Annotated in this window: 26 protein-coding genes and 2 pseudogenes; 13 read left to right on the top strand and 15 right to left on the bottom strand. The window is 47.6% G+C overall.

The annotated features are described in order from the left end of the window. Positions 1 to 7: 7 nt before the first annotated feature. The 4 genes from ACWJJ4_RS02565 to ACWJJ4_RS02550 are packed head-to-tail and all read left to right on the top strand — an operon-like array spanning position 8 to position 3,987. On the top strand, positions 8 to 1,501 hold the full coding sequence (locus ACWJJ4_RS02565; RefSeq protein ID WP_414094061.1) for a sugar ABC transporter ATP-binding protein: 1,494 nt from the start codon (positions 8 to 10) through the stop codon (positions 1,499 to 1,501). Continuing rightward, positions 1,491 to 2,462, top strand: coding sequence for a ribose ABC transporter permease RbsC (gene rbsC / locus ACWJJ4_RS02560; RefSeq protein WP_003151325.1), 972 nt, complete (start codon positions 1,491 to 1,493; stop codon positions 2,460 to 2,462). The genes ACWJJ4_RS02565 and rbsC overlap by 11 nt, the downstream gene beginning before the upstream one ends. Positions 2,463 to 2,475: 13 nt before the next feature. Further along, on the top strand, positions 2,476 to 3,393 hold the full coding sequence (gene rbsB, locus ACWJJ4_RS02555; protein ID WP_070082484.1) for a ribose ABC transporter substrate-binding protein RbsB: 918 nt from the start codon (positions 2,476 to 2,478) through the stop codon (positions 3,391 to 3,393). A gap of 60 nt (positions 3,394 to 3,453) precedes the next feature. After that, positions 3,454 to 3,987 (top strand): SH3 domain-containing protein, encoded by a 534-nt coding sequence (locus ACWJJ4_RS02550; RefSeq protein ID WP_003151321.1) that lies wholly within the window; start codon positions 3,454 to 3,456, stop codon positions 3,985 to 3,987. A gap of 123 nt (positions 3,988 to 4,110) precedes the next feature. On the opposite strand, the gene ACWJJ4_RS02545 is transcribed toward ACWJJ4_RS02550, so the two are convergent. The 3 genes from ACWJJ4_RS02545 to alsS all read right to left on the bottom strand — a co-directional run bounded on the left by ACWJJ4_RS02545 (position 4,111) and on the right by alsS (position 7,278). Then, positions 4,111 to 4,635: an NAD(P)H-dependent oxidoreductase gene (locus ACWJJ4_RS02545; protein WP_003151320.1), complete on the bottom strand. Its 525-nt coding sequence runs from the start codon at positions 4,633 to 4,635 to the stop codon at positions 4,111 to 4,113. Positions 4,636 to 4,737: 102 nt separating this feature from the next. Next, entirely contained in the window at positions 4,738 to 5,505 is a 768-nt protein-coding gene (gene budA / locus ACWJJ4_RS02540) for an acetolactate decarboxylase (RefSeq protein WP_003151318.1), read from the bottom strand. A gap of 60 nt (positions 5,506 to 5,565) precedes the next feature. Next, entirely contained in the window at positions 5,566 to 7,278 is a 1,713-nt protein-coding gene (gene alsS / locus ACWJJ4_RS02535; RefSeq protein ID WP_003151317.1) for an acetolactate synthase AlsS, read from the bottom strand. Between the two features lie 156 nt (positions 7,279 to 7,434). Here alsS and alsR point away from each other — a divergent pair, with 156 nt between their 5' ends. After that, complete coding sequence (gene alsR, locus ACWJJ4_RS02530) at positions 7,435 to 8,343, top strand: acetoin biosynthesis transcriptional regulator AlsR (RefSeq protein WP_003151316.1); 909 nt, start codon at positions 7,435 to 7,437, stop codon at positions 8,341 to 8,343. Positions 8,344 to 8,537: 194 nt separating this feature from the next. Further along, a complete protein-coding gene (locus ACWJJ4_RS02525) occupies positions 8,538 to 9,869 on the top strand; it encodes an arsenic transporter (protein WP_167860489.1) in 1,332 nt (443 codons plus the stop codon). Between the two features lie 48 nt (positions 9,870 to 9,917). Here ACWJJ4_RS02525 and ACWJJ4_RS02520 read toward each other — a convergent pair whose 3' ends face one another. The 3 genes from ACWJJ4_RS02520 to ACWJJ4_RS02510 all read right to left on the bottom strand — a co-directional run bounded on the left by ACWJJ4_RS02520 (position 9,918) and on the right by ACWJJ4_RS02510 (position 12,744). Then, positions 9,918 to 10,592 carry a hypothetical protein gene (locus tag ACWJJ4_RS02520; RefSeq protein ID WP_007407530.1) on the bottom strand — a complete coding sequence of 225 codons (675 nt, stop codon included), beginning with the start codon at positions 10,590 to 10,592 and terminating at the stop codon, positions 9,918 to 9,920. A 41-nt stretch (positions 10,593 to 10,633) separates the two neighbouring features. Next, complete coding sequence (locus ACWJJ4_RS02515; protein WP_146275672.1) at positions 10,634 to 11,527, bottom strand: spore coat protein; 894 nt, start codon at positions 11,525 to 11,527, stop codon at positions 10,634 to 10,636. A gap of 122 nt (positions 11,528 to 11,649) precedes the next feature. After that, the gene (locus ACWJJ4_RS02510; protein ID WP_015387604.1) at positions 11,650 to 12,744 is read right to left on the bottom strand and encodes a CotH kinase family protein; all 1,095 of its coding nucleotides are present in this window, start codon (positions 12,742 to 12,744) and stop codon (positions 11,650 to 11,652) included. A 140-nt stretch (positions 12,745 to 12,884) separates the two neighbouring features. On the opposite strand from ACWJJ4_RS02510, the gene cotG reads away from it, so the two are divergent. The 3 genes from cotG to ACWJJ4_RS02495 all read left to right on the top strand — a co-directional run bounded on the left by cotG (position 12,885) and on the right by ACWJJ4_RS02495 (position 14,737). Continuing rightward, positions 12,885 to 13,451 (top strand): spore coat protein CotG, encoded by a 567-nt coding sequence (gene cotG / locus ACWJJ4_RS02505; RefSeq protein ID WP_096034907.1) that lies wholly within the window; start codon positions 12,885 to 12,887, stop codon positions 13,449 to 13,451. 156 nt (positions 13,452 to 13,607) lie between these two features. After that, on the top strand, positions 13,608 to 14,228 hold the full coding sequence (locus tag ACWJJ4_RS02500) for a flavin reductase family protein (protein WP_014419051.1): 621 nt from the start codon (positions 13,608 to 13,610) through the stop codon (positions 14,226 to 14,228). 164 nt (positions 14,229 to 14,392) lie between these two features. Next, positions 14,393 to 14,737 (top strand): DUF4181 domain-containing protein, encoded by a 345-nt coding sequence (locus ACWJJ4_RS02495; RefSeq protein WP_070082489.1) that lies wholly within the window; start codon positions 14,393 to 14,395, stop codon positions 14,735 to 14,737. Positions 14,738 to 14,748: 11 nt separating this feature from the next. Here the strand turns inward: ACWJJ4_RS02495 and ggt are convergent, their stop codons facing one another. Beyond that, positions 14,749 to 16,326, bottom strand: a complete 1,578-nt coding sequence (ggt, locus tag ACWJJ4_RS02490; RefSeq protein ID WP_454021399.1) for a gamma-glutamyltransferase — start codon at positions 16,324 to 16,326, stop codon at positions 14,749 to 14,751. A 207-nt stretch (positions 16,327 to 16,533) separates the two neighbouring features. On the opposite strand from ggt, the gene ACWJJ4_RS02485 reads away from it, so the two are divergent. From ACWJJ4_RS02485 to chrA, 3 genes are read left to right on the top strand one after another with little or no spacing between them, the layout of a single operon-like run. After that, positions 16,534 to 17,010: an Lrp/AsnC family transcriptional regulator gene (locus ACWJJ4_RS02485; protein WP_003151298.1), complete on the top strand. Its 477-nt coding sequence runs from the start codon at positions 16,534 to 16,536 to the stop codon at positions 17,008 to 17,010. Positions 17,011 to 17,023: 13 nt separating this feature from the next. Beyond that, positions 17,024 to 17,614, top strand: a complete 591-nt coding sequence (chrB, locus tag ACWJJ4_RS02480; protein ID WP_077722956.1) for a chromate efflux transporter subunit ChrB — start codon at positions 17,024 to 17,026, stop codon at positions 17,612 to 17,614. Continuing rightward, positions 17,611 to 18,147, top strand: a complete 537-nt coding sequence (gene chrA, locus ACWJJ4_RS02475) for a chromate resistance efflux protein ChrA (RefSeq protein WP_052586801.1) — start codon at positions 17,611 to 17,613, stop codon at positions 18,145 to 18,147. Before chrB ends, chrA begins: the two co-directional genes overlap by 4 nt. A gap of 26 nt (positions 18,148 to 18,173) precedes the next feature. Here chrA and ACWJJ4_RS02470 read toward each other — a convergent pair whose 3' ends face one another. After that, positions 18,174 to 18,392: a hypothetical protein gene (locus tag ACWJJ4_RS02470; protein ID WP_454021398.1), complete on the bottom strand. Its 219-nt coding sequence runs from the start codon at positions 18,390 to 18,392 to the stop codon at positions 18,174 to 18,176. Further along, the gene (locus tag ACWJJ4_RS02465; RefSeq protein WP_454021397.1) at positions 18,389 to 18,934 is read right to left on the bottom strand and encodes a flavodoxin family protein; all 546 of its coding nucleotides are present in this window, start codon (positions 18,932 to 18,934) and stop codon (positions 18,389 to 18,391) included. Before ACWJJ4_RS02465 ends, ACWJJ4_RS02470 begins: the two co-directional genes overlap by 4 nt. A gap of 122 nt (positions 18,935 to 19,056) precedes the next feature. Here ACWJJ4_RS02465 and ACWJJ4_RS02460 point away from each other — a divergent pair, with 122 nt between their 5' ends. Continuing rightward, positions 19,057 to 19,938 carry a LysR family transcriptional regulator gene (locus ACWJJ4_RS02460; RefSeq protein WP_077722959.1) on the top strand — a complete coding sequence of 294 codons (882 nt, stop codon included), beginning with the start codon at positions 19,057 to 19,059 and terminating at the stop codon, positions 19,936 to 19,938. A gap of 85 nt (positions 19,939 to 20,023) precedes the next feature. Here ACWJJ4_RS02460 and ACWJJ4_RS02455 read toward each other — a convergent pair. The 6 genes and pseudogenes from ACWJJ4_RS02455 to ACWJJ4_RS02430 form a co-directional block, all read right to left on the bottom strand. After that, positions 20,024 to 20,086, bottom strand: a pseudogene (locus ACWJJ4_RS02455) (endonuclease V); the annotation flags it as partial. Next, positions 20,079 to 20,510 (bottom strand): annotated as a pseudogene (locus tag ACWJJ4_RS02450) (DUF1963 domain-containing protein); the annotation flags it as partial. The pseudogenes ACWJJ4_RS02455 and ACWJJ4_RS02450, both read right to left, overlap by 8 nt. Positions 20,511 to 20,573: 63 nt before the next feature. Further along, on the bottom strand, positions 20,574 to 21,899 hold the full coding sequence (locus tag ACWJJ4_RS02445) for a UDP-glucose dehydrogenase family protein (protein ID WP_015387591.1): 1,326 nt from the start codon (positions 21,897 to 21,899) through the stop codon (positions 20,574 to 20,576). Between the two features lie 199 nt (positions 21,900 to 22,098). After that, complete coding sequence (locus tag ACWJJ4_RS02440) at positions 22,099 to 22,863, bottom strand: tyrosine-protein phosphatase (protein ID WP_454021396.1); 765 nt, start codon at positions 22,861 to 22,863, stop codon at positions 22,099 to 22,101. A 45-nt stretch (positions 22,864 to 22,908) separates the two neighbouring features. After that, positions 22,909 to 23,598, bottom strand: a complete 690-nt coding sequence (locus ACWJJ4_RS02435; RefSeq protein WP_014305982.1) for a CpsD/CapB family tyrosine-protein kinase — start codon at positions 23,596 to 23,598, stop codon at positions 22,909 to 22,911. After that, positions 23,585 to 24,331, bottom strand: coding sequence for a YveK family protein (locus ACWJJ4_RS02430; RefSeq protein ID WP_070082498.1), 747 nt, complete (start codon positions 24,329 to 24,331; stop codon positions 23,585 to 23,587). Before ACWJJ4_RS02430 ends, ACWJJ4_RS02435 begins: the two co-directional genes overlap by 14 nt. Between the last annotated feature and the right edge of the window lie 207 nt (positions 24,332 to 24,538).

The following is a 24,538-nucleotide window of genomic DNA, read 5'->3' as shown; positions in this document are numbered from 1 at the left end:
ATCCAGCATGCATATCGGCATGACAGACATTCATAAAGCATTCGGCAAAAACCAAGTGCTCTCCGGCGTCTCATTTGAGCTTCTGCCGGGAGAAATCCACGCTTTAATGGGAGAAAACGGAGCGGGCAAATCGACGTTAATGAATCTGCTCACCGGGCTCTACCGGCTCGACAAGGGAAACATTACGATAAACGGAACAAATATGAGCTTCTCCAATCCAAAGGAAGCCGAAAAGCACGGAATCGCCTTTATCCATCAGGAACTGAATATATGGCCGGACATGACGGTGCTTGAAAACCTTTTTATCGGCAAAGAGCTGACGACGGCGTTCGGCGTTTTGGAAACGAAGAAAATGAAAGCGCTAGCAAAATCACAGCTTGAAAAACTGAGAGTCTCTCTTCCTCTTGACCGGGAAGCCGGACAATGTTCCGTCGGCCAGCAGCAGATGATTGAGATTACCAAAGCGCTGATGACAAACGCCGAAGTCATTATTATGGACGAACCGACCGCGGCGCTGACCGAACGGGAAATCAGCAAACTGTTTGACGTGATGACGGCGTTAAAGCGGGACGGCGTATCCATTGTCTATATTTCTCACCGAATGGAAGAGATATTTTCGATTTGCGACCGGATCACCATTATGCGGGACGGCCTCACTGTCGATACGGCGCATATGAAAGATACTACTTTTGATGAAGTGGTCAAAAAAATGGTCGGGCGGGAGCTGACCGATCGGTATCCAACCCGCACGCCGTCACTCGGCGATAAGGTGCTCGAAGTGAAAAACGCCTCAAAAAAAGGAAGCTTTTCACAGATCAGTTTCCATGTGAGCGCCGGAGAAATCCTCGGCGTTTCCGGCTTAATGGGTGCCGGACGGACAGAAATCATGAGAGCGCTGTTCGGAATTGACCGGCTCGATTCCGGAGAGATCTGGATTTCCGGCCGAAAAACCGGCATTCGGGGTCCGTACGATGCCATCCGCAAGGGACTCGGCCTGATTACGGAGAACCGCAAAGATGAAGGGCTGCTGCTGGATACGTCCATTCGTGAAAATATCTCATTGCCGAACCTGACCAGCTTCTCTCAGAAAGGCATCATTGACCGAAAACGCGAGGCGGAGTTCGTTAAGCTGCTCATCAAGCGTCTGACCATTAAGACTGCATCTCCGGAAACCGCCGCCCGGCATTTATCAGGAGGAAATCAGCAAAAAGTCGTCATCGCCAAATGGATCGGAATCGGCCCGAAAGTCCTCATCCTTGATGAACCGACAAGAGGCGTCGACGTAGGCGCGAAAAGGGAAATCTATTCATTAATGAATGAACTGACCGATCGCGGAGTCGCCATCATCATGGTGTCTTCCGAGCTGCCGGAAATTCTCGGTATGAGTGACAGAATCATCGTCGTCCACGAAGGGCGCATCAGCGGAGAAATCAATACGGCAGACGCAACACAAGAACACATCATGACACTTGCCACGGGAGGGCAGCAGTATGAAAACTGAACCAATGACATCAACTGAACAAAAGCGATTTTCCATTCACACCTTCACGCAAAAACTCGGTCCGTTTCTCGGCTTACTGATTCTTGTGCTGATCGTTTCCGTTTTAAACCCGAGTTTTCTTGAACCCCTCAATATTCTCAATCTTCTTCGGCAGGTTGCGATTAACGCTCTGATTGCATTCGGAATGACGTTTGTCATTTTAACGGGAGGCATTGATCTCTCTGTCGGAGCCATCCTCGCCTTATCGAGCGCATTGGTCGCAGGTATGATGGTATCAGGCATCGACCCGATCTTAGCCGTCATCATCGGCTGCGTGATCGGCGCCGTACTCGGCATGATAAACGGATTATTAATCACAAAAGGAAAAATGGCACCGTTCATCGCCACTTTGGCGACAATGACCGTCTTTCGCGGACTGACCCTCGTCTATACGGACGGAAATCCGATTACGGGGCTCGGTACAAATTACGCATTTCAATTATTCGGGCGCGGTTATTTTCTCGGCATACCCGTACCTGCCATTACGATGCTGATTGCATTTGCGGCCCTGTGGGTTCTTCTGCACAAAACACCGTTCGGCCGCCGGACATACGCCATCGGCGGCAATGAGAAAGCGGCGCTGATATCGGGAATCAAAGTGCCCCGCATCAAGATCATGATCTATTCTCTGACAGGTTTATTATCGGCGCTGGCGGGAGCGATTCTGACATCACGCTTAAATTCCGCACAGCCGACGGCCGGAGAATCATACGAGCTGGACGCCATCGCAGCGGTCGTTCTCGGCGGAACGAGCCTGTCCGGCGGTCGAGGGCGCATCATCGGTACGCTGATCGGGGTTTTGATTATCGGTACGCTGAACAACGGCTTGAACCTTCTCGGCGTATCATCGTTTTATCAGCTCGTCGTCAAAGGAATCGTCATTTTAATCGCGGTGCTGCTGGACCGCAAAAAATCGGCATAGTAGGAGGACCATTATGAAGAAAGCCATCATCACGATCGCGGCATTATCACTGTTTTTGCTGTCCGCCTGTTCACTTGAACCGCCGCAATGGGCAAAACCGTCAAACACAAAACATAAAAAAGAATTCACTATCGGGCTCTCCGTCTCCACATTAAACAATCCGTTCTTCGTTTCATTAAAAGAAGGCGTTGTAAAGGAAGCCAAAAAACGGGGCATGAAGGTCATTATTGTCGATGCCCAAAATGATTCATCTAAACAGTCAAATGACGTAGAAGATTTGATCCAGCAGGGAGTCGATGCGCTGCTGATCAATCCGACCGATTCATCAGCGATTTCAACAGCCGTCGAATCGGCAAATTCCCTCGGCATTCCCGTCATTGCGCTGGATCGTTCAGCCGAACACGGCAAAGTCGAAACGCTTGTCGCCTCTGACAATGTCAAAGGAGGAGAAATGGCGGCTGACTACCTCGCCGATCAGCTCGGAAAAGGCGCCAAAGTGGCTGAATTGCAAGGGGTGCCGGGCGCATCCGCGACACGGGAACGCGGAACGGGCTTTCATCATATTGCCGACAAAAAGCTGGATGTCGTAACAAAGCAAGCGGCAGATTTTGACCGTACAAAAGGATTGACCGTCATGGAAAACCTGCTGCAGGGACATCCGGATATCAAAGCCGTGTTCGCCCATAATGATGAAATGGCACTCGGGGCGCTCGAAGCGATTAACAGCTCGGGCAAACACATTTTGGTCGTCGGTTTCGACGGAAACAAAGATGCGATTTCTTCCATTAAAAACGGGAAGCTGACAGCCACGGTCGCCCAGCAGCCGGAGCTGATCGGAAAACTGGCGGCCGAAGCGGCGGAGCAGGTGCTCAAAGGAGAAAAAGTCAAAAAAACCATTGCCGCTCCATTGAAACTTCAAACACAAAAATAATCGGCCGATGTTTAGACTTCCGGTAAAACGTGAAAGGATGAAGTAAAAGGAGAGATACAGATGAAGAAAACAGCCAAAGCGGCATCCATTCTGACCCTTGCAGCGGGAATATCAGCGGCTTCAGCTGCCGGAATAACGCCTCTTCCGGAGACACACGCGCAAGAAGCGGTCAAAATTGACGATCTGTACAGCTACCCGCTTGACTCTTATCTCGTTTCCGCGGAAGCATTGAACGTCAGAACAAAAGCATCAGCAGCCAGTCCGAGAGCTGATACCCTTCATTTAGGCGACAGCTTAAAGATCATTTCATTCCAGAACGCTGACTGGGCAAAAGTACATTATAAAAACGGAAAAACAGGATTTGTATCTACTCATTATATTGTTAAAGAAGCAACAACCGTAAAAACGACGGCAAAAACAAAAGTATATACAGACAAACAAGCGGTCAAAGCTTCCCTTGCCAAAAACACGAGCGTTTCTTTCCTCGGATGGAAAAAGACAGCCGGCGGCGGCATTGATTTCGGCTGGGCGCTTGTCGATTACGGGGGCGCAACGGGATATATCAGCACAAAAGATCTGCAAAAACTGACATAATATCAAAACGGATTTCGCAAATTCAGCGCGAAATCCGTTTTTTCTTTCTGAGCAGTCAGAAACGTCTAAGGTTCGAAATATTTCTCAGGAAATATTGTCGGATGAAGATGAATGTATACGACTCTAAAATGGCTTCTTTATGTAATCCGCCAGGCGTTTGGCATTGTCACGGATAGCCGCAGCATCGGCGCTGCTTACCCCGTACATCGCGAAAGCCGGCAAATAGGTCATTCCCGTAAAATTAGCCATTGCCTGAAACGGCCTTAAGAGCTCGCTCAGTGAAAAATGGTTAGACCCGCCTGCCTGATATGCATCCTCCCCGGCACCTACAGAAACAGCCAGCAGCAATTCTTTGCCGTGCAGCGCCTTTCCTTTGGAACCGTAAGCCCAGCCATACGCCAGCACATGATCCATCCATGTTTTTAAAAGCGGAGGCGCACTGTACCAGTACAGCGGGAATTGAAATACGATCCGGTCATACTGTTCACACAGCTGCCGTTCCTTTTCCCCATCTATTTTCCCGTCCGGATATTCTTTATAAAGCTCACGGACCGTGATGTCATCATGATTTTTTAATTCTTCTGTCCACGCCTTATTGACCGCTGAGTTGTCCATGTCAGGATGAACCGCTAATACCAATACTTTCACAGCTACCACACCTTTCCCTTTTGACTGTATTTTACCTAATCTTTGCCGGTTCAGCCAAATAAAAAGAAAGCCCCCGAGAAAAATGAGGCTTTCTTTTTTATTTTATTCCGGGCTTCCTTCGGTTGTTTCGATATCCTTCGCAAAATTCGGATTATCTAAATTTGCGTTGAAAAAGTCCGCCGTATTCGGAAGCTTGAGGTTCATATTCATTTTTTGAGAAATGGTCACTTTACAATCTTTAATGACATAGTCAAACACGTGTCCCCCGGAATTGCGTCCTTCATCAATGAAGTGCAGGTGATATCCGGAAACAGCGATGCCGTTTGCGTAACCCGGCGTCCAGAAGCCGGCGATTGTACCCTGAATGTCGTCAAAGTTGAACACAGGCTGTGTTTTCACCGCTTCGATCATCGGAACGTACGGTTTCTCCTGGCGTTCTACCGTTCTTGTCTGCACCTTTTTAAATACGCCGTCTAAACGGATCGCATAAAATAAGTTTTTACTAGGCAGAAGGCTGGCGATTTCCTGCTCGAATTCTTCACGGGTCATTTCGCCGTCGATCGTATGCGTCATGTCCGGCGTGAAAAATGTGAATGAGCAGAATGGTGACAGGTCTCCGCCTTTAACAGGCGTAGCCGTTCCGTCGCCGCGCAGACGGTAAAATTCGCCGTCAAATCCGATTAATTCGCCGTCCAGTTTGTTGAACGTGCCGATTCCGAAATCACCGAACTTCGGAATGTCAGCCATATCAAAATCTCCGTCATATACTCCGTCCAGCAGAGATGTCATTGTGGATACTTGATAGATCTGATCCTCAGGTGAGCCTTTTTCTCCGCGGCTCATCATATGGATGTCGCTTGCGTTTTTCATATTCCCTTCACTCCTTTTAAATTGGGCTGTTTTAGAAAACAGGTCATGGTGCGCAGAGTGCTAGAGAGCTTTTGCTTTCATTTTTTCTTTGAATTGCTTCGGAAGCATGTCGCTTGATAAATGGACATTGTCACTGTAATCGACAGGAATGTCAATGATAACAGGGCCTTCTGTGTTCAAGCCTTTTTGCAGCACGTCTGCCAGCTGTTCCGGTGACTCAACGCGCAAGCCGGTGGCGCCGAAGCTTTCTGCATATTTTACGATATCAATGTTTCCGAAATCTACGCATGATGTACGGTTATATTTTTTCATTTGCTGGAATGCGACCATATCATATGTGCTGTCATTCCATACAAGGTGAACGATCGGCGCTTTTAAGCGGACTGCCGTTTCCAATTCCATTGCAGAGAACAGGAATCCTCCGTCTCCTGAAACGGATACGACTTTTTCACCCGGATTCACCAATGTGGCGGCAATCGCCCAAGGAAGCGCTACGCCCAATGTCTGCATGCCGTTGCTGATCAACAGCTTCAGCGGCTCATAAGCGCGGAAGTAGCGGGACATCCAGATCGCGTGAGAACCGATATCGCAAGTGACGGTTACGTCGTCATCAATTGCATTGCGCAGTTCTTGGACGATTTGCAGAGGATGCACTCTGTCGGATTTATGGTCGCTTGGCGCCTTCTCGCTGTCTGAGAGCATCTGTTTTAATTCGCTCAGCACTTCTTTTTCACGGCTGCCCATATCAAATGTCACAGCGTCGTGTTCAATTTGTTTAACCGTAGCGGGGATATCGCCTAATAATTCTAATTCCGGCTGATAGGCATGATCGATATCGGCCTGAATTTCGTCAAGATGGATAATAGCACGGTCACCGTTTACGTTCCAGAACTTCGGATCGTATTCAATCGGATCATAACCGATCGTTAATACGACATCCGCCTGTTCAAGCAGAAGATCGCCCGGCTGGTTGCGGAACAGTCCGATCCGGCCGAAATATTGGTCTTCCAGCTCTCTGGACAATGTGCCGGCCCCTTGGTACGTTTCTACGAAAGGCAGTTTTGTTTTGGCAAGCAGTTTGCGGATTTGTTTTACCGCTTCCGGTCTTCCACCTTTCATGCCGACTAACAGAACGGGAAGTTTCGCCGTCTGGATTTTCGCGATAGCCGCGCTGACCGCTTCTTCCGGTGCAGGGCCTTGTTTCGGCGCCGGCACGCTGCGTACGTTTTTCACATTTGTGATTTCATTCACAACATCCTGCGGAAAGCTCACAAAAGCCGCGCCTGCCTGACCTGCTGACGCTGCCCTGAAGGCGTTTGTTACCGCTTCTGGTATATTCCCTGTTTCCTGTACTTCTACACTGTATTTTGTAATCGGCTGAAATAGCGCCGCATTGTCCAATGATTGGTGTGTCCGTTTTAACCGGTCTGCGCGAATTACGTTACCCGCCAGCGCCACTACCGGATCACCTTCTGTATTAGCCGTTAACAAGCCGGTCGCCAAGTTGGATGCCCCCGGGCCTGAAGTAACGAGACAAACGCCTGGTTTTCCAGTCAGTCTTCCGACAGCCGCAGCCATAAATGCAGCGTTCTGTTCGTGACGGCATAAAACCAGTTCAGGTCCTTTATCTTTTAACGCATCAAATACTGCATCAATTTTTGCACCCGGAATGCCAAAAACATGTGTGACACCTTGCTCCACTAAGCAATCAACAACAAGCTCCGCCCCCCGATTTTTTTCAGAGGTTTTTAGTTCATTTGTTGCTTTTGCCAACACCCTCACTCCTTATTATGCATATTAAATATAAAATTTTAAGTAATTTGTGATATTATTCACTATACACTCTTTGGAAATTGACCTCCAATATCAATTCGCCGTATGATTAATATGTTTCACGAATAATTAACAAAGAGAAAGGAATGGATAAGGATGGAGCTTCGCCATCTTCAATACTTTATTGCCGTTGCCGAAGAACTTCATTTCGGCAAAGCTGCGCTTCGGTTAAATATGACACAGCCGCCTCTCAGCCAGCAGATCAAACAGCTTGAGAAGGAAGTCGGCGTGACCTTATTAAAGCGCACGAAACGGGTTGTAGAGCTTTCAGCTGCCGGAGAAAGTTTTTTAAAACACAGCAGAAACGCGATCGAAGAAATAGACAAAGCGATTGAAATGGCGCAGAGAACGGCGCGGGGAGAGCTCGGCCGCCTTGTCGTCGGTTTTGTCGGCTCGGCCACATATGAATTTCTGCCGCCGATCATTCGGGAATTCCGCGAAAAATTCCCCTCCGTCAAGCTTGATCTGCGTGAAATTTCTTCTTTCAGACAGCAGGAAGAACTTCTGAAGGGGAACATTGATATCGGCATCCTTCATCCGCCTTTACAGCATTCCGCGTTACATATGGAAAAGGTGCAGAGCAGTCCGTGCATTCTGGCTTTGCCGAAGCAGCACCCGCTTACCGCTAAACAGACAATCGACATTCAGGATTTAAAAAATGAACCGATTATCACACTGTCGAAAGAAACATGGCCGACTTTATACCTGGAGTTTGTAAACTACTGCGAGCAGGCGGGCTTCAAACCGAAAATCGTTCAGGAAGCGACGGAGTATCAAATGGTGATCGGATTGGTTAGTGCCGGTATCGGTGTAACCTTCGTGCCTTCTTCTGCTAAAAAGCTGTTTAATCTCGAAGTCGCCTACCGCGGCATTAATCAGGCGCAGCTCACTGCCGAATGGGTCATTGCCTACCGCAAGGATAATCAAAATCCGATTCTGAAACATTTTCTGGATATTATGAATAAACGCCAGGCTTTATTGCAGGCGGATAAGGAAAATGCATAAAAAAGAGGGCCGCCGAAAGCAGCCTCTTTTTTTGTGCTTTTATGGATTTTTACTAAATTGGTAGAAACGCTCAGTACACCTTACGACCTGTACCCGTATACATACAGTACAACTGATCAGGAGGGATAAAAATAACGGGGCGGCAATGACCCATCTAAAAGGAGGCAGAACACATTACACATATTACCGTCATTTTGACCCTGATTTCTTTCTTTGTGACCATTATTTTTATATTTTGGAGACCCGGGGGATTAAATGAAGCTGTTCCGGCGTCGCTGGGCGCCATTCTCGTTTTGTTATGCGGAACCGTTTCCTTTCATGATTTGGGGGATATAGGGTCAAAAGTCACCGGAGCATCAATCACCATTATCTCCACAATGATTATGGCGATCGCGCTGGAAAGCTTCGGTTTTTTTAACTGGGCGGCGGCCAAACTGCTTCACCGCGCCAAGGGATCGGGCATCCGGCTTTTTTGGCTGACCAACCTGCTCTGTTTTTCAATGACGCTCTTTCTGAATAATGACGGCAGCGTCTTAATCACCACTCCTATTTTACTATTGGTCTTACAATATCTCGGACTTAAAAGACATCAGAAAACACCGTATTTAATAAGCGGCGTATTAATTGCGACGGCGGCAAGCACCCCGATTGGCGTCAGTAATATCGTCAATTTAATTTCTCTCAAAATGATAGGCATGGACCTTTATTTGTACACCAATATGATGTTTATCCCCGGCACGCTGGGACTGGTGTTTATGGCCTTTCTGCTGTTTGCCGTTTTTTACCGCCGTTTGCCGAAACAGCTCCCCGATATTCCGGTTCATTTTGACTCGCTGGAACACAAACGATATCATCCGCTTCAGCCTCCGCCGGACTTGAGCCAAAACAGCCGTACGAACATCATGTTTTGTGTTTTGATATTTGTATTGTTCGTCCGGATCAGTCTGTTTGCAGCTTCTTACAACGGCATATCCGTTTCGCTCGTGGCTGTCATCAGTTCAGTCATCCTGCTTTGCTGGAGATGGTTTTATTTAAAAATCGGACCGGCAGACTTATTAAGAAAAGCGCCTTGGCATATCTTTATTTTTGCCTTCACGATGTACATTATCATCTACGGACTGCATAATATCGGACTGACGGCGCTGCTTGTTCAGTCTATTGAGCCTTATGTCTCACAAAGCATTGCCCACGCCGCAACTATTATGGGCATTGCTACATCCGTCCTCTCTAATTTGTTCAATAACCATCCCGCCTTAATGATCAGCACTTTGACATTAACTGAAATGTCCATCGACCCATTAACCGTAAAAATCATTTATCTGGCTAATATTATCGGCAGTGATATCGGATCATTGCTTCTGCCGATCGGGACATTAGCCACGCTGATCTGGATGCATATCATCAGACAGCACGGCGAAAAAGTTTCTTGGTCAGAATATATCAAAACGACCATTGTCGTTGTCCCTCTCACCGTCGTGTTTACCATTACCGTTTTATATGTTTGGATCAGTTGGATTTACCTTTAGCTCCGATTAAAAAAACTGCCTGCTGTATAAGAGAGGCAGTTTTATCATTTATGGCAGGTGCATGGTTTTTAAATGATTCAATTTCCAAAAAACAGTATCGCCGTCTGCATTGGTCAATTCAAGAATATTATCTGAGACATCCTGTAACAGCCCCACTTTATTCGGTATATCTCCTAAATCCAGAATAATCAGCTTCCCGATATATCTTTTTAATTGCTCCTCAAAATTCCGGACAAGGGGCACATTAGCGGGAACAACCGGCAGCTCTGAACTGTTTAATGTATACGGCGTCTGCTCATCGGAATAGGGTGTCAGCCATTTCAAATGATGCATCGAGATGAAAAGGGTCTTATAAACCGGAGAGAAGAAAACAAAATAATCATTTAAAACACTTGTCACATACCCATGGATGGAACGGTCTCCCGTAACAAATATTTCTGTAAATCTGCCTTTTATATGCTGGAGGGTATTCCGGTAAGAAAATGAATGTTCCTGTTTTTCGGGATGCGGACTTTTTTTTCTTGCGTACGGTTCTTTATTCTCTTCGTCCGGGAGCGTCAATGTCATCCTCTGAAGATGCAGCAGCGGAATATAAAGAAACGTCCGGCCGTCATGAATCACAATGATATCCTGACCGATATCCAAAAGAGTTCCTGAAAATGTCGTATTCCCCGATATCTCAATATCGACTTGTTTATCCAGAAATCTGCTTAATCCAGCCATTTCATTCCCCCCTCTCCCGCGTTTACGGACAATCTTTCCAATCATTTACGGCCGTGTTTCCACCGATAATCTATTGTCCTTAATACAGTGGCGTAGCTATAAGAGTTCTCTTCCTCCCGTTTTGAGGATCGAACGGATCTTGATGATCTTTTCGACTTTTTAGAGGAAGTACGCTGCTCTTCGCGTGATTCTTCTTCATGTGACTTTTCTTCTTCGGCGCTCTCTTTCTCACCTTTATTCTCGTCGTCTTTATTCTCCTCTTTTTTAGCTGCTCCTTTTGCCCCTTCGCTGATGCTCTTGATATGAAAAGGATAGATCCGCAGCACTTCTTTATCTTTCACAAGAGTGTAGTGGCCGTCGGAATTATCCACAAGTATACCTTCAACGGCTTCAGGACCTCCGCGGTTGATGGATACCCATTTGTGGATCAGGCGTTTAAATATGCCGTGAAAATCATCAGCCATTTCAAATTCCGGGCGCTCCTCCTCTTGGCCGTCCTCTTCTTGTTCCGCGCTGATGCTTTTGACATGGTCGGCGTTAAAATATACGATTCCGTCATCTTCCGTTTCCAACACGAGAAAATCCTCCCCTGTTTCGTGAAGCTTTCCTCTTTTCGATTCGGGACCTCCCTGATTCAATTGCACCGTGCGATTGGTCATCCGGCTGATCAGGTCTTGAAAATCATCAGCTTTTTCACATTCTGCCGCTTCGGCCGGCGATACGGTTTCACTCGTATTTTCCGTCACACTTTTCACGTGTTTCCATTGATAATAAACGATTTTATTATCAACCTGAAGAGCGATATAATCCGATTGAATGTCTGCTAATCTCCCTGTCTTGGACTCCGGGCCTCCCCGGTAGACAGTAATTACTTTTCCTTCCATTGCATGCAAAAAGTTGTCATCAGACCGATGCCGCTTCGTATTGCGTTTCATCTATTATCCTCCTAGTCATTTTTCTCATAATGTAAAAAGCATAATGCATATATACGTATCACGATTATTTTCGGGAACTGATTCACCAGCCTATTTGTAAAAAATCTTTCTTCATTTCCAAATCAGATATTCCACCGCTCTAACTCACTGCTGATGAAGGCGGACCGCTCCTTAATGTATTCGCAAATCACATCAGGCTCCCGGTCAAAGCAATCAATCTCCTCTTTCTTATAAGGATCCTTTGCGACATGCGGCCTGATCTGCTCATACAGTGACATGACCTTCGGCTTCATATGTTCAATGGTAAACCGGGTCTGAAGCGTTTCTTCCAAAAGCTGTTTGTACGCTTTGCGGAAATACGGTTCATCCAAAAGCCTTGCAGTCAAGGTATTAAACCCTTGTATTCTGACATAATCGGCGTCCATCCGATCACCGTGAATGTCTCTTCCCCACGTCGCATCGTAATCCCACGGAATGACTTCAAAAAGTCCCGTTTCATGATTCCGGTACAAAGCGTAATTATGAACAAATCCATCGTAGTTTGAGGTAAACACGATGCCCGCAAGCCACCGCAAATACTTATCGGCGTCCAAGTGTTTGACGATCTCCCCCTTGAACTCTGACTTCGGCACGGTATTAATTTTATAGATCATGTCCTGCAAGTATAAATCGTCTTCTTTCGTTCCCGTTTTCTTTTCATAACCAAGTTCGAGCGATGTTTTCGTATCCCGCTCCAGATCACTGACAAGGGAGAAATTGGCGTCGTCATCAACCGCGTAAAAAACAGCCCCTTCCGCCAAATTCCGTTTCGCCAGAAAATATTCATCCACTGACTCCAGCTCAAGATACACCCCCTCATGCCTGCCATTGATTTGCAGGGTTACGAAATTCGCCTTTGGTGACAGCGTCCCAAGCTCCGCGAAGAAATCGAGAGACAGCTTATTCCGCATCATCGACGGATCTTTGTATTCAGCGTTTAAATGTATCTCTTTCGCCCTGCGAAATGTTTTCGGCGAATAAAAAGCGATGTGATACGATTTTTTCTTGAAATCTCTTATATGAGAGCCGCGGTACGCCAGATCAATGTCAAGCCGTTTTTGATTCACTCTCAGCACCGCGGGCACCGGATCATCATCCCAAATGTCTTTTTTCAGCTCCATTAAGTCTTTCGGGTGAATAAACAGCTGGTACAGAGGCAATGTTGATTGGTCTTTCATCAGTAACCCTCCCTGTATTAATTTAGGCTGTGCTTTTTATATAAAACTCAGCGAATCACACATACACTTTTTTCATTCATGCGTACTATGTGGTAGTAAGGATCGCATCCTTAAAACATATATCATGAGGAGGTTTCAAAATGGGCCACTATTCCCATTCTGATATCGAAGAAGCAGTAAAGTCCGCAAGCACCGAGGGATTGGAAGATTATTTGTACCAAGAACCAAAAAGCAGTAAGAAGAGAAAATCTCGCAGTCATAAAAAATCGTGCCGCTCTCACAAAAAATCTCGCAGCCATAAAAAATCGTGCCGCTCTCACAAAAAATCTCGCAGCCATAAAAAATCCCGTTCTCACAAAAAATCTCGCAGCCATAAAAAATCCCGTTCTCACAAAAAATCTCGCAGCCATAAAAAATCCCGTTCTCACAAAAAATCTCGCAGCCATAAAAAGTCCCGTTCTCACAAAAAATCTCGCAGCCATAAAAAATCCCGTTCTCACAAAAAATCTCGCAGCCGTAAAAAATCGTGCCGCTCTCACAAAAAATCTCGCAGCCACAAAAAATCATGCCGCCGCAAGAAAAAACGCACGCAGAAAAAACCTTATCGTCCTCATAAAAAAGACCCTTGCAAAAAAGACGATTACTGCAGCAAAACAGAGTACTGGAAAGACGGGAACATCTGGGTTGTAAAGAAAAACTACAAGTAACGCCATTTGTAAATAGGCTGCCGGCTAAACGGAAGCCTTTTTCCTCAATCAGATATATGCCACGTGATAAGATATGCAGCCGGTTTTCTTTTGTTGTGTTTCCGAATTTTCTTTCTGTATAATCAGGTCATACGATAAAGAAAGGCGGCCGAAATCATGCATATCTTACGAGCAGACGAACTGAACGCAAAAGACACTTACAAATTGCTTTCGGGCACAGTCGTTCCCCGGCCGATCGCATTTGTCACGACGCGGTCATCCATCAACGGCGCCGTAAACGCGGCGCCCTTCAGTTTCTATAACGTTGTCTCCGCAGAACCGCCGCTTCTGGCCATCTCTGTCAGCCGCGCGGACGGACGGCAGAAAGACACCGCGAGAAACGCAATCGCTCATCGGGAATTCGTGGTGCACGTCAGTGATGAGTCCATTATTGAAGACATTAACAAAACGGCGGCAAGGCTTGATCCTGATGTCAGTGAACTTGGCATGACAGACCTTTCTGTGACAGACAGCGCCTGCATCAGCGTACCCGGTATAAAAGAAGCAAAAGTCAGGTTTGAATGTATACTCGAACGCCATCTTCCGTTTCAAAATGACAGCGGAGAAACGACGACAGACCTCATCATCGGCAGAGTCGTTTGTTTTCATTTGAATGACCAAGTATATGACGCCGATAAAGGCTACATACGGACAGATGAGCTGAAGCCTGCGGCAAGGCTCGCGGGGAATGAATACGCCAGACTCGGGAAGACATATACGCTTGTCCGCCCGACCTGAAGCAGGAACCATTATAATAGAAGGAACTAGTCAAAAAGACCCCTTTCGAAAGGGGTCTTTTTTGAGTCTTTTACCATTAAACTCAGCCTAATGTCTTATAGAATGCTGAAACTTACAAGGCCCTCACCCGTATGAAACGAGTGACACATTTTTAGGAGGAGACGATGGATTTCATTCAGTTACTGATTTTTTCAATCGTATTTATTTTGCTCAGCCTTATGTTTCAAGTATTTGCCGTCAAAGTTCTTCATTTTCCAAAGGCTGTTAAAAAGCAGAAGCCGATAAACGGCACACATCGATTAATCGAAATCACACTGCTTATTACGGGCATCGCAGCGGTGACTTTTTTCAATGAAATGTACGTATTTGCCGGAGCTGTTTCCATGCTATTTTGCTGCAGCGGCTTAATGGAATGGCGGCACCGGCGGGAGGAAAAGCAATATGTGTACGATTCGTTTTACGCGGGTCTTTCTGCCGCTCTTGGCGTGCTTATTTTTTTCATCAGTTAGCGTATCATGCTCTATACTCCTGCGGCCGCTCCGTCGCCGCGCGGGTCGGCCCCGCCTTGGAGAAAGCCTTCTTCATCAATGACGATCGCTGCCGCATGGCCCATAAGCCCGTCAAAATCACCAACGGTCTCGACGCGGTGGCCGCTCTGCCTTAGGGCTTCTCTCGTTTCAGGGCTGATTCTGCTTTCAACCCTCAGCCCTTCATACTCCTCTCCCCATGTCCGTCCCCAGACCCAGCGAGGCTCATTGATCGCCTGCTGCGGGTCCATTTTGTAATCAATGATGCGCGTAATCATCGCTGTCTGAGTTTGCGGCTGGCCTTCTCCTCCCTGGGTTCCGTACAGGATGTGCGGCTTTCCTTCTTTACAGGCCATCGCCGGCATGAGGGTGTGGAACGTCCGCTTGCCGGGTTCGAGCGTATTGACATGGAATTCATCCAGCGAAAAAAATGACCCGCGGTTTTGCAGTAAAATACCCGTCTCCCCCGCCGTAACGGCAGATCCGAACTCGAAATAGAGGCTCTGTATAAAGGAAACGGCATTTCCTTCCGCATCTCTGACGGCGGCATAAGCAGTGTCGCTTCCGACCGGACGGCTTACCGCCGGCGCAGCCGTGTAACCGATTTCTTCCGCCAGCTGCTTTGCATACCGTTTATCAAGCAGCCGATCCAGCGGAATATGAGAAAATGCCGGATCAGTCAGCACTTCATTCCGGTGGTGAAAACTCTTCTTCAGCGCCTCGATCAGCAGATGATAATATTCAAAGGAGCCGTGTTCAATCTGAGAAAAATCATAGTTTTCCAATATATTGAGCGTCATTAAGCCTGTAAAGCCCTGTGAATTCGGCGGAGCCTGATAGATGCGGTACCCGCGGTAATCAGAGGATACCGGGTTCGTCCACTCGCCGCGGTGGGCTTTAAAGTCATCAAGTGTCAGACGGCTGCCGTTGTTTTGCAGAAAGGATGTGATGCTTTGAGCGAGATCTCCTTCATAAAAAGCGCCTCTGCCTTTCTCGGCAAGCTGTTCCAAGCTGGCCGCCAGATCCTTCTGGACAAACCGTTCACCGGGCATGGGCGCTTTTTTGTTTCTCGTAAAAATGGCTGAGGTATAAGGTGTTGAGGCTAAAAGAGCGAGATTGCGTTCTGTGTGGGCGCACTGGTCGGCGGACACTGGAAATCCGTTTGCCGCATAATCAAGAGCAGGCTTCAGCACCTCAGCGAGAGAAAGACGCCCGTACGCCGAAAGCACGGCATCCCAGCTGTCCGCCATGCCCGGAACGGTAATGGCGCTTTCTATCCCGCGCAGAGGGATCGCTTCTCTGCCCCGATACAAGTCTCTCGTCACATGCTTCCCTGAACGGCCGCTCCCGTTATAAGCTTTGATTCGTCCCGTTTCTTTATGGTAAGTGAGCCAAAATGAATCCCCGCCAAGACCCGTCATATGCGGATACACGACTGCCAGGCAGGCGCTGACCGCCACTGCCGCGTCAAACGCGTTTCCGCCCTTTTCCAGAATGCCGGCCCCCGCCTGAGAAGCAAGATAATGCGGACTGACGACCATTTGTTTCGTTCCGATGGTTGAAGTATTCATGGCAAGCCCCTTTACAAATTTTCTCAAGTATAAAAAGCGGCATCGCCGGCATCCACTTTCCTGAAAGAAAAGCTCACACACTATTTACTTTCCGATAAGAAATAATCCTCAATCATTACGTAACGAAAACATTAAAAAAATTTCTCCTTCATACCGTAACATTTCATGATACAATAATATCCACCAAATGAAGGAAGGTGAAGCCGGTTGGAACATGAGTACAGCATTCCGAATCTTGTCCTTGATGAAACGGATAAACAGATTCTCTCGATTTTGCACGAGGAAGGGAGGATTTCCTATACAGACTTAGGAAAGCGGGTTAACCTGTCGCGAGTGGCGGTTCAGCACCGCATTCAGCATTTACTGGATGCCGGTGTGATTGAAAAATTCACCGCTGTCATCAACCCGGCGAAAATCGGCCGTCATGTGTCCGTGTTTTTTAACGTGGAGGTGGAGCCGCAGTATTTGGAGGAAACCGCATTAAAGCTTGAAAAGGAGCCGGCGGTGACAAGCCTTTATCATATGACCGGACCGAGCAAGCTGCATATGCACGGCATTTTCGCAAATGATCAGGAGATGGAAGAGTTTTTGACAAAACGGCTCTATACGCAAAAAGGCGTCGTCAGCGTCGACTGCCAAATGCTGATTAAACGGTATAAAAGCAGAACGGGCATGAAGCTGTAAGGAGGACATAGCCATGAAACATCCCTATTGGGACATTACGGCGGCGATGGTCCGAACGGGCATTCTCGGATTCGGAGGCGGCCCGTCGGTGATCCCGCTCATCCGCCATGAAGCCGTCAATAAATACAAATGGATAGATGATGATGAATTCGGAGAAATACTAGCGATCGCTAATGCGCTTCCCGGACCGATTGCCACAAAAATGGCTGCGTATCTGGGCTTTAAGCTGAAAGGCATGTTAGGCGCAATCGCGGCAACCCTTGCACATATTCTGCCTACATGTCTCGCTATGGCGGGCTTGTTTGCGGCTGTCAATGTCTTAAGCCGCTCAGCAATTGTTGCCGGCATGATTGGCGCTGTAACACCGGTGATTGCGGTCATGCTCGGCATCATGGCGTACGAGTTTGGCCAAAAAGCGCTTAAAGGTTTCGGCTGGGTCACGGGCATCCTGTTTTTTATCATCGCTTTTATCGGCCTGCAAACGTTACAGATCAATCCCGGCTTTGTCATTATCATTTTCTTGGCGTACGGCGCGTTTCATTTTAAATTAAAGGACAAAATCACAAATAAACGTTCAAAAGATAAAGGAATGTCTGCCTCATGATCTTGATTTATGTATTTATGGCGTTTTTTGTCGCAAACGTACTCGGATATGGAGGCGGACCGGCGTCGATCCCGCTGATGTTTGAAGAAGTCGTCAACAGATACAGCTGGCTCTCAAACGATCAATTCTCAAATATGCTCGCACTTGCGAACGCATTGCCGGGCCCGATCGCAACCAAAATCGCGGCGTATGTCGGCTACAGCGCAGGCGGATGGCCCGGGTTCCTGATTGCGCTGATCGCCACCGTCGTACCGTCGGCGCTCGCATTGATCGTCCTCTTGCGCATCATTCAGCGCTTCCGCCAATCCCCCGTCATCAAAGGTATGACGCTGTCCGTCCAGCCTGTCATCGCCGTCATGATGCTCATTCTTACCTGGCAAATCGGCGCAGACGGCATCAAAGCGATCGGCTGGGTACAAGCGATAGTGATTGCGGGGATCTCCCTCCTTGCCTTGACAAAATTCAAGATGCATCCGGCCTTCCTGATTATCGCGGCGTTTTTGTATGGAGGGCTTGTGATTCCTCATTTATAATGAAAAGCACCTGGACAGGTGCTTTTTTATTTTGGCCCCACAATGCCGTTTGATATGACAACTGTTTCTTCGCCTGCATCACTCTTGATGATTTGCTTAACTTGCAGCGTTGCGCCTGCCATTCTCACAGATTGCTGAACCTGAGGCGAATTGGTTTCAGCCTGTACCCAAACAGAAGTCGGCGCTTTCCAAGCTAGAAAGAGTGCAAGAATCAATATACCAGAGATAACCAGCAGCAGCTTCATATCGCATCACTTCTTTTCAATAAACGGCTCGCAGCGGACAGAGCCTGATGATCATGAAGAATATCACCGGGACGATTGCCTTCTCCCAGCACATAGCCTTTAAAGGACATCCCCATAAAATGAAAAATATGTTCAAATTGCTGAATCAGCGGCAGCCCTTTGAGTTTAGGGTTGTCCCCTCCCACTGCTGTTACATATGCCTGCTTCACTGACATTTGCTGTTTAAAATCAGGAAACCTCGGATCTCTCAGCGTCTGTGACCAGCGATCAATAAACAGCTTTAATGTCCCTGACATGCCAAACCAATAAATTGGGGTGGCGAATACAAGAATATCGCGCGATAAAATCCGCTCAATGATAGAATCGTAGTCATCTTGAACAGGACGAAAGCCGCCTTGGGCGTGACGCAGATCTTCAATTGGCCGGATCCGATATTTCCGCAAATGAATGTGCTCCGCATCGAATCCTTGAACAGCCTTCTCCGCAAGAATATCCGTATTTCCGTCAGGCCTCGTTCCGCCATGAATAACCGCAATGTTCATGATGCATCTGCTCCTTTGTTTACGAATGATTTTCTTCATCATATAATGGATTCATCGATCAATACAGATGATTATTTCGATTGTTTCAATCGATAAAAACGATTTAGAAAGGGCGAGATCAAATGGAATTGAAGCAGCTGATCACCTTTATTACCGCAGCAGAACACGTAAACTTCACCCTAACGGCCAAGATGCTTAACTATGCACAATCAAGCGTTACCTCTCAGATCAAATCACTGGAAGAAGAAATCGGGACTCCTTTATTTGAACGGCTCGGCAAGCGGCTTTTCCTGACAGAAGCCGGCAAAACGTTCAAATCCTATGCGGAGAAGATCATTGCGTTAACAGAAGAAGCAAAAATGGCCGCAAATCAAGCAAGGGAAACAACCGGAACCTTGAAAATCGGTGCGACGGAAAGCCAGTGCACATACCGCCTTCCGCCTATCATAAAAGAATTCAAACAGGCTTTTCCTCAAGTAAAGCTCATATTCAAACCGTATATTTCCAACGAACAAGCGAAAGAACAGCTCTTGCAGGGCCAGCTTGATATCACTTTCATTTTGGATGTGAACCGAACGGAAGACGCACTGCACGTTGAATCTCTGATTCAGGATGAAATCAAAATGGTAGCCGCCAATGACCATCCTTTTCCAGCAGACTCACCAGCAACATTGAAGGATCTTCAAAACGAAACCCTTCTGCTGACAGAGGACGGCTGTTCATATCGCACGCTCTTTGAGAACACTTTACATGACGCCGGAGTCTACCCTAATAAATTAGAATTCGTCAGCATAGAAGCCATCAAACAATGCGTGATGGCCGGACTCGGAATTGGACTATTGCCTGAAATGACAGTAAAAGACGATATTGCCGAAGGACGGATGAAAGAACTCAACTGGCAGAATGAATGCCCCGTTTTTACTCAACTAGCATGGCATAAGGACAAGTGGATGTCTGCACCATTAAAGGCATTTATCGATTTGACGCGAAAAACATTCAAATAAAAACCTGCTGCGAGGACGACAAAGTTTTTAATAAAGCGGACACCAGGCATACAAAAAAACACTTGGTGGCTTAAAGCCCCAAGTGTTACACGTGATTTTTCCGATAAAACGTTCGCAAAACATGCGTTTCAAGGTCAGCCAGACGGACTCGGAAAATCGTACTCCTCTTCAACCTGAACGAAAGAAAAATCATCCATGAGCTCCTCTTCCCGATCTGTCACGTGCTCAAAATATTTGACGCAGAAACCCGTTTGCGCGCACCCGTCGTCAAAATTCAAACCGTATACGTCATCACTGACCGATATGTAAAACTGAAGAATGCCGGTGTCCGGAAAATCAGGTAGTCCGGGCATATCCGCAAAATTGATTTGGGCGAGAAGCTTCATCGGCCTGCCGCTTTCATCTTCAGGGTATGGTTCATGTTTCGGAAAATAGGGGTCTCCGGCAATTTTACTGTCATACCGTCCCGTTTCAGCTTTTTTGACGTGCAGTTTGATAAAGGGCCGTGCTGACGTTTCCAGCAGACCGCGGGATGATTCCATTTGCTTCGGCAATTTCCATGTGTTTTCCACGATTAATATCCCCTTCGTCTCTAATGATTGTATGATAAAAGGCCGGCGCGGACCGCCGGCCTTTTAAGTGACAGAATCAGTCTGAGGCACGACGGCTCTTCTTCCGATTGAGATATATTCCACGCCCGCCTGTTCCGCTTCCTCAAGCGAGTGGCAGTTTCTCCCGTCGAAAATAACCGGGGTTTCCATCAGCTCTTTGTACGCTTCAAGCGGGAAGTGTTTAATTTGTTCCCAATCTGTCAGAATCAGGACGGCATCCGCTCCCCTGACGGCTTCTTCTATGGACTCCCGATAGGAAACCGCAGCCGGAAGCAGCCCGGAAGCCCGGAATGAAGCGATCGGATCGTACGCTGTCATCCGGGCGTCAAGAGCCGCCAGACGATCCGCAATGACAATGGACGGGGCATCCCGCATATCATCTGTATTCGGCTTAAAAGACAGCCCTAATAACGCGATGGTTTTCCCCGTCACACCGCCCAGCCTGTTCAGCACTTTATCAACCAGCATGGACTGCTGGTTATTGTTGACTTTAATGACGGACTTCAGCAATTCAAAATCATGCTCCACATGTCCCGCGATCTGCACGAGGGCGTTTGTATCCTTCGGAAAACAGGAACCGCCGTAACCGATGCCGGCTCTTAAGAATTGATTGCCGATCCGTTTATCCAATCCCATTCCGTGTGCGACTGATTCCACATCCGCACCGACTTTTTCACATATATGAGAAATTTCATTAATAAAACTGATTTTTGCCGCTAAAAATGCGTTTGACGCATATTTGATCATCTCAGCGCTTCTGATGTCCGTATGATATACCGGAATCGCAAGCGGCGCGAAAACCCGGTCAAGCGTTTCCCGCGTCTGCCGGTCTTCAGCCCCGATTACGATGCGGTCTCCGTGAAAGGTATCGTGAATCGCCGAACCTTCACGGAGAAATTCCGGATTCGAAGCGATTGAAATGTTCACGTCCGCTCTCAGCCGTGAATGAATAACTTCGCTGATTCTGTCATTCGTTCCCACGGGAACCGTGCTTTTTGTCACGACGATCGCATCTTTAGAAATATGTTCGGCAATCTGTTCGGCGACATTTTCAATATAAGTAAGGTTTGCGTGCCCGTCTTCTTTTTGCGGCGTTCCGACCGCTATAAAAATAACGTCCGCTTCCGCAAGCCCTTTTTCGTAGCTCGTTTCAAATGCCAGCCGATGCCGGCCGATATTTCGTTTCATCATATCTTCAAGGCCCGGTTCAAAGATAGGGGACAATCCCTTTCTCATCTGCTCAACCTTACGTTCGTCAATATCTATGCATGTTACGTCATGGCCGATTTCTGAAAGAGACACTCCTGTCACAAGACCGACGTAGCCTGTTCCGATCACTGTTATTTTCATCGTGTTCCCCCAACCGTTTAGAAATTGCTGCTGGGCAGCTTACCGCTATTATCATATGATCCCGGCGCCGGCGGAATGCCGGGAGCCTGAGGCCATGATAGGAAAAAACGGCGCCGGCCGCTGATAATAGCATAAGCATAAAAGAATCATCTTGCAAAACAGCCGCTTACGCTTCATTTAAACGGGATGGAGACGACGATTAAAAAAGACCCCAGCGCTTACGGCGGGCCACAGGCAGCGGAGGTTCCTTATAAACGGCTTTGTTTTCAGCGAGAAGCGCCGCATTTTCCGCGAGCATGTAAATCAGCTCCGCCCCTGCTTCTTTTTTCAGAACGCTGATCGCCTCCTGATAATAAAAATTTCTCGGTCCGAGATTATGGGCGTCAGATGCGAGAAAGTGGATCAAATTCGCTTCCATCAGCTGCAGCGAAAAGGATTTCGCTTTCCGCCCGAATGCTCCGGCAATGCAGCCGGCCGTCACTTGGGCGGCCGCCCCTTTCTTCACAAGACTGTAAAGGACGGAAGGGTTTTCGCGAATTTCCCTGTTCCGCTCCGGATGGGCGATGACGGGGACATATCCGTTCAGCTGCAGTTCATAAAACAGCCTTTCAGCGTAGGCCGGGATATGATCCGCCGGAAATTCCGCCAGCACATACTTTGTATTATGGAGCGGGGCAAGCGAGCCGCTTTGAAGACCTGCCAGCAGATCTCCGTCTATTCTGATTTCCTGGCCGGGCAGGACAGTCAGCGGAATGCCTTCCTTATTCAAACGTTTGTTTAACAGGCTGACCGCTTCGTTGACCGTATGCCGATCCGTGTCATAGCGGTATTTCACATGATGCGGCGTCGCGATGATCGTATCAATCCCCTGTCTGACCGCTTCTCTCGCCATCTTCAGGCTTTCTGTATCATCCGCCGCGCCGTCGTCTATGGAAGGAAGGATGTGACAATGGATATCTATCATATTTCAATCCCTCCTTAAAAAGAATGGACCGCGCCCATTGTGACATTATTGTCCGTAATAGGCGTAGTCCGAATGTTTCGTTTGTTTCTTCCCGTTCATAACGGCCCCAAGGAGCTTGCACGGGCAGTAATCGAGCGCTTCTTTCGCCTTGGCCGCTTTTTCCTTGTCCGTTTTCCCGCTTGAGATCACCATAATGGCCCCGTCAGTGTAGCTGCCTAATATTTTCGTATCAGCTACAGCCAAAACGGGAGGCGTATCTAAAATCACCTTATCATAAACTGCGGCTGCTTCTGACAGAAGATCTTTCATGGCACCCGTCGATAAAAGCTCCGCCGGATTGGGCGGGATCGGCCCGCTCGTTAAAATATCCAGGTTTGCTTCATCAGCCGGCAGGACGGCTTTCTGAAACGGCAGCTGTTTTAACAGCAGCGACGTTAATCCGGTTCCGTTATCCAATTTGAAGGTGAAATGAACCGTCGGTTTGCGCAGATCCGCATCAATTAAAAGCACTTTTTTCCCCTGCTGTGCAAATACGACGGCAAGGTTGGCCGCGGTTGTCGATTTTCCTTCTTCCGGACCGGCGGATGTGATCAAAAGGGACTTCACCTCCGTATCAACGGAAGAAAATTCAATGTTTGTGCGGATCGTGCGATATTGTTCTGAGTTGATGGATTTCGGCTCAGACATCGCAATCACGCTTCGTTTTCCGGGTTTGTCTTTTTTACGCGTCAACATGTCCGCCTCCCGCTTGTTTGGTTTCCGCCATCCTCACATTTTTGGCAACGCTGTCTTTTGTACTGATTGAAGTAACCGTTCCCAGGATCGGGATGCCGAGCAGCGCTTCCAGCTGTTCTTCCGATTTGATCGTATTATCCAGATGTTCCAGCAAAAAGGCGAGACCGATTCCGCCCAAAAGTCCGGCGGCAAACGCAATCGCGATGTTCAGCTTACGGTTAGGCTCTGCCGGTGACTGGCTGTCCGACGCTTCGGCCTTTGAAAGGATGCTGACATTATCAACGTTCATGATGGCGGTGATCTTGTCCTGAAAAACGGATGCAACCGCATTTGCCATAACGGCCGCCCGCTTAGCATCCGTATCCCGAACGGCAATCGTCACAACTTGTGAATCCTGCTCGCTGGATACCGTGATTTTCGATTCCAGCTCTTTCGAAGTCATGGACAGATGCAGCTGTTTAATCACCTCATCGAGGATGACCGGGCTTTTGATGATGACATTATACGTGTTGATTAATTGGAGGTTGGTTTGAACGTCATTGAATTGGACTTCTTTTTGATTGTTTTTGGATTGGCTGACCAAAATTTGAGTTGAGTTTTCATAGACCGGCGTAAGAGCGAAGAAACTGATGAGACCGCCTGCGGAAGATGCCGCCGCGGTAATAATAAGTATAAACAGCAGACGCTTTCTCAGTATTGCGAATATTTCCTTTATGCTTGCAGATTCTCCCATATAACCTCCATATCACTTTCCGTGTATTCCCATTCCCTCCAATGATCTTTTCCAATTACGATTATACAGCTTTGAACTGTCATTTCTAACCTTTTCAAATGACAAAATTCGACAAAAACAGACAATCACTTCAATCCGATTTATATTTGTAAGCGCTTTAAATGCTGGTGTCACAGGAAGATTAAAAAATCCCGCGGCCAAGAGCCT

Source organism: Bacillus sp. JK62 (genome assembly GCF_053663455.1).
Note: the sequence above shows the minus strand (reverse complement) of the source record. Positions and strands in the feature narration are given on the sequence as shown.

What these genes read in the sequence shown, in the direction of transcription:
- ACWJJ4_RS02500 (WP_014419051.1), top strand. Translation starts at nt 13,608, where the DNA reads ATGCATATCTTACGAGCAGACGAACTGAACGCAAAAGACACTTACAAA.
- ACWJJ4_RS02520 (WP_007407530.1), bottom strand. Translation starts at nt 10,592, where the DNA reads ATGGCTGGATTAAGCAGATTTCTGGATAAACAAGTCGATATTGAGATA.
- ACWJJ4_RS02440 (WP_454021396.1), bottom strand. Translation starts at nt 22,863, where the DNA reads ATGATAGATATCCATTGTCACATCCTTCCTTCCATAGACGACGGCGCG.
- ACWJJ4_RS02460 (WP_077722959.1), top strand. Translation starts at nt 19,057, where the DNA reads ATGGAATTGAAGCAGCTGATCACCTTTATTACCGCAGCAGAACACGTA.
- chrB (WP_077722956.1), top strand. Translation starts at nt 17,024, where the DNA reads ATGAAACATCCCTATTGGGACATTACGGCGGCGATGGTCCGAACGGGC.
- ACWJJ4_RS02515 (WP_146275672.1), bottom strand. Translation starts at nt 11,527, where the DNA reads ATGAAACGCAATACGAAGCGGCATCGGTCTGATGACAACTTTTTGCAT.
- budA (WP_003151318.1), bottom strand. Translation starts at nt 5,505, where the DNA reads ATGAAAAACGCAAGCGACATCCATATGATGAGCCGCGGAGAAAAAGGC.
- ACWJJ4_RS02465 (WP_454021397.1), bottom strand. Translation starts at nt 18,934, where the DNA reads ATGAACATTGCGGTTATTCATGGCGGAACGAGGCCTGACGGAAATACG.
- ACWJJ4_RS02430 (WP_070082498.1), bottom strand. Translation starts at nt 24,331, where the DNA reads ATGGGAGAATCTGCAAGCATAAAGGAAATATTCGCAATACTGAGAAAG.
- chrA (WP_052586801.1), top strand. Translation starts at nt 17,611, where the DNA reads ATGATCTTGATTTATGTATTTATGGCGTTTTTTGTCGCAAACGTACTC.
- rbsB (WP_070082484.1), top strand. Translation starts at nt 2,476, where the DNA reads ATGAAGAAAGCCATCATCACGATCGCGGCATTATCACTGTTTTTGCTG.
- ACWJJ4_RS02495 (WP_070082489.1), top strand. Translation starts at nt 14,393, where the DNA reads ATGGATTTCATTCAGTTACTGATTTTTTCAATCGTATTTATTTTGCTC.
- ACWJJ4_RS02550 (WP_003151321.1), top strand. Translation starts at nt 3,454, where the DNA reads ATGAAGAAAACAGCCAAAGCGGCATCCATTCTGACCCTTGCAGCGGGA.
- ggt (WP_454021399.1), bottom strand. Translation starts at nt 16,326, where the DNA reads ATGAATACTTCAACCATCGGAACGAAACAAATGGTCGTCAGTCCGCAT.
- ACWJJ4_RS02510 (WP_015387604.1), bottom strand. Translation starts at nt 12,744, where the DNA reads ATGAAAGACCAATCAACATTGCCTCTGTACCAGCTGTTTATTCACCCG.
- rbsC (WP_003151325.1), top strand. Translation starts at nt 1,491, where the DNA reads ATGAAAACTGAACCAATGACATCAACTGAACAAAAGCGATTTTCCATT.
- ACWJJ4_RS02435 (WP_014305982.1), bottom strand. Translation starts at nt 23,598, where the DNA reads ATGTTGACGCGTAAAAAAGACAAACCCGGAAAACGAAGCGTGATTGCG.
- ACWJJ4_RS02445 (WP_015387591.1), bottom strand. Translation starts at nt 21,899, where the DNA reads ATGAAAATAACAGTGATCGGAACAGGCTACGTCGGTCTTGTGACAGGA.
- ACWJJ4_RS02470 (WP_454021398.1), bottom strand. Translation starts at nt 18,392, where the DNA reads ATGAAGCTGCTGCTGGTTATCTCTGGTATATTGATTCTTGCACTCTTT.
- alsR (WP_003151316.1), top strand. Translation starts at nt 7,435, where the DNA reads ATGGAGCTTCGCCATCTTCAATACTTTATTGCCGTTGCCGAAGAACTT.
- ACWJJ4_RS02565 (WP_414094061.1), top strand. Translation starts at nt 8, where the DNA reads ATGCATATCGGCATGACAGACATTCATAAAGCATTCGGCAAAAACCAA.
- cotG (WP_096034907.1), top strand. Translation starts at nt 12,885, where the DNA reads ATGGGCCACTATTCCCATTCTGATATCGAAGAAGCAGTAAAGTCCGCA.